Origin of the sequence: Actinomadura logoneensis (genome assembly GCF_003428695.1) — a bacterium.
Lineage (GTDB): Bacteria > Actinomycetota > Actinomycetes > Streptosporangiales > Streptosporangiaceae > Spirillospora > Spirillospora logoneensis.
In genome coordinates this window covers 1-701 of the sequence record NZ_QURH01000385.1, presented here as the reverse complement: position 1 = coordinate 701, position 701 = coordinate 1, and the positions used below count along the sequence as shown (strand labels likewise).

Below are 701 nucleotides of genomic sequence, written 5' to 3'. Positions count from 1 at the left end.
GCGCGCCGCTCCCGCTGCCGGACGGCGCGGACGAACGGCTGCGGGTGCTCCGGTCGGGCGGGCGCGGCCCCGCCGCCGCCCGCAACACCGGGTGGCGCGCGGCGTCCTCCGAGTGGATCGTGTTCCTCGACGACGACGTGGTGCCCGACCCCGACTGGGCGCGGCGGCTGCACGACGACCTGGCCGGGCTCCCGGGCGCGGTCGCCGGGTCGCAGGGCCGCGTCACTGTGCCGCTCCCGGCGGACCGGCGGCCCACCGACTGGGAGCGCAACACCGCCGGGCTGGAGACCGCGGCCTGGATCACCGCCGACATGGCGTACCGGCGCCCGGTGCTGATGCTGGTCGGCGGGTTCGACGAGCGCTTCCGCCGCGCCTTCCGCGAGGACGCGGACCTGGCGCTGCGCGTCACCGGCGCGGGCCACGGGCTGGTCCGCGGCGAGCGGCACGTCACGCATCCGGCGCGTCCCGCCGGGTTCTGGGCGTCGGTGCGGGCGCAGGCCGGGAACGCCGACGACGCGCTGATGAACGCGCTGCACGGACGCGGCTGGTACGAGCACGCGAACGCCTCGCGCGGCCGGTTCGGCCGGCACGTCGCGACCACGGCCGCGGGACTGCTGGCGCTCGGCGGCCTGGCCGCAGGCGCCGCCCGCGACGCCCTGTCCCAGAGCGCCCGGACCGCACCGGGACGCCGGGACGCCGCT

General features: G+C 79.3%; 1 protein-coding gene. It reads left to right on the top strand.

Annotation, left to right across the window (positions count from 1 at the left end):
* On the top strand, positions 1–701 hold a 701-nt coding region (locus tag DZF91_RS22855), incomplete at both ends, for a glycosyltransferase family 2 protein (protein ID WP_117359465.1).